The following is a 1,749-nucleotide window of genomic DNA, read 5'->3' as shown; positions in this document are numbered from 1 at the left end:
TTGCTAAACACAATCCAGAAATTAAGCCAAAAAACAATCCTGAAAATAAAAACGATCGGCCTAGTTATTAGGTTGATCGTTTTTTAATTTATCCGGTTTATGGGCGTTAACATAGTCAGCAAATGTTTTTAAAAGTTCTTCGGTTTGTTCGACCGAGAGGTTATTAGCTTGAAAGTACTTTTCTAATAAAGCCCCTTTTTGAATTAATCGGCGAGAACGGGCTTTGCGGGCTTGCCGATTTTCATAGTATTTAGATTGCCGTAATTTAAAATCTTCCCGCTCAATTTTTTGTTTTAAACGCGCTTGTTGTTCAATTAGTTTTTCATATTGATTAGGCATGGAATTTCCCCATCTCGTATGGCTAATGATCTACGGACTTTACCTTTAAAAATTCAGAAAATTGCTTGGCTAAAAGCTTAATCTGATCGTTAGACAAATTAGCATAATCTAAATTGGCTTGACTGATGATTTGTTTACCTAGCCGTTGTTCAATCTTATTTTTTTCGTCCTTAATTTTTTGATTAAGGGCTTTTAATTTAGCTTCTTGTTTTTCTAAGTTACTTTGAGACATAACGATCCCTCCAATCATATTAGAAATAATCACCGACACTATATCATAAGGGAAACGTTAAGTCAAAGTATAAAAGTTGAAATAGCGAAGCGGAAGTCATACACTAAATTAAAGTTAAGGTAATCAGAAGACCGAGTGAAACGAAGTCAATGCGCACTTACACCCCACTAAATTATTGTGGGGTAAATCGTGCTAAATCTTCGTATCAGAAGTCGCCGATGGCGACAACAAAGTAAAAACCCATAGAATCAAAGGAAGACGGTGACTGACATGGCAATATTCCACATGAGTTTTAGTAATATTAGTGCTGGTAAAGGACGAAGTGCGATTGCCAGTGCCGCTTATCGAAGTGGTGAAAAGCTATTTGATGATAAGGAAGGTCGCCACTATTTTTATGCCCGATCGATCATGCCAGAAAGCTTTATTTTGACGCCAAAAAATGCACCTGAATGGGCGATTGATCGAGAACAGTTGTGGAATGAAGTTGAAAAGAAAGATCGTAAATCAAACTCACGGTATGCAAAAGAGTTTAACGTGGCTTTACCGGTAGAATTAAGTGAATCCGAACAGAAAGAATTACTGACAAAATATGTGCAAGAAAATTTTGTTGATGAGGGCATGGTAGCCGACGTGGCAATTCATCGCGACCACCCAGATAATCCGCACGCTCATGTGATGTTAACTAATCGGCCGTTTAATTCAGATGGAACATGGGGAATCAAGAGCAAAAAGCAATATATTTTAGATGATAATGGCAACAAAACATATACCGGAACTAGCAAGTACCCTAAGAGTAGAAAAATACTGATGGTCGATTGGGATAAAAAAGAAAAAATAACTGAATGGCGGCACAATTGGGCGGCAAGTGTCAATCAGGCTTTAGAGCAAAAAAACATTCCTGATCGGATCAGTGAAAAATCATTTGTGGAACAGGGAATAGCTGACACACCAATGCAACACGAGGGAATCAATAGCAAACGGCATGAAAGAAAGGCATTTAATCAACAAGTTAAGAACTATCGTAAGTCCAAAGCTGGCTATAAAAATATGCAGGAGAAAGTAGTTAATCGAGGCCACTTGGATAGCCTAAGTAAACACTTCTCGTTTAACGAGAAAAAAGTGGTCAAAGAGTTAAGCCACGAACTGAAAACTTATATTAGTTTGGAAAGTTTAGATGA

At 37.4% G+C, this 1,749-nt stretch carries 3 protein-coding genes; 1 reads left to right on the top strand and 2 read right to left on the bottom strand.

What is annotated here, in order from left to right:
- Positions 1-60 precede the first annotated feature (60 nt).
- Both EKM71_RS10980 and EKM71_RS10975 read right to left on the bottom strand, forming a co-directional pair.
- On the bottom strand, positions 61-339 hold the full coding sequence (locus EKM71_RS10980; protein WP_003680647.1) for a hypothetical protein: 279 nt from the start codon (positions 337-339) through the stop codon (positions 61-63).
- A 22-nt stretch (positions 340-361) separates the two neighbouring features.
- Positions 362-589: a hypothetical protein gene (locus EKM71_RS10975; protein ID WP_003555660.1), complete on the bottom strand. Its 228-nt coding sequence runs from the start codon at positions 587-589 to the stop codon at positions 362-364.
- 252 nt (positions 590-841) lie between these two features.
- On the opposite strand from EKM71_RS10975, the gene mobQ reads away from it, so the two are divergent.
- Positions 842-1,749: MobQ family relaxase (mobQ, locus tag EKM71_RS10970; protein ID WP_164504799.1), on the top strand; the 908-nt coding region annotated here is incomplete at its 3' end.

Source organism: Levilactobacillus huananensis (genome assembly GCF_003946145.1).
Lineage (GTDB): Bacteria > Bacillota > Bacilli > Lactobacillales > Lactobacillaceae > Levilactobacillus > Levilactobacillus huananensis.
Note: the sequence above shows the minus strand (reverse complement) of the source record. Positions and strands in the feature narration are given on the sequence as shown.

Excerpts from the sequence above, each read along its gene's own strand:
- EKM71_RS10975 (WP_003555660.1), bottom strand. The coding sequence starts at position 589 with ATGATTGGAGGGATCGTTATGTCTCAAAGTAACTTAGAAAAACAAGAA.
- EKM71_RS10980 (WP_003680647.1), bottom strand. The coding sequence starts at position 339 with ATGCCTAATCAATATGAAAAACTAATTGAACAACAAGCGCGTTTAAAA.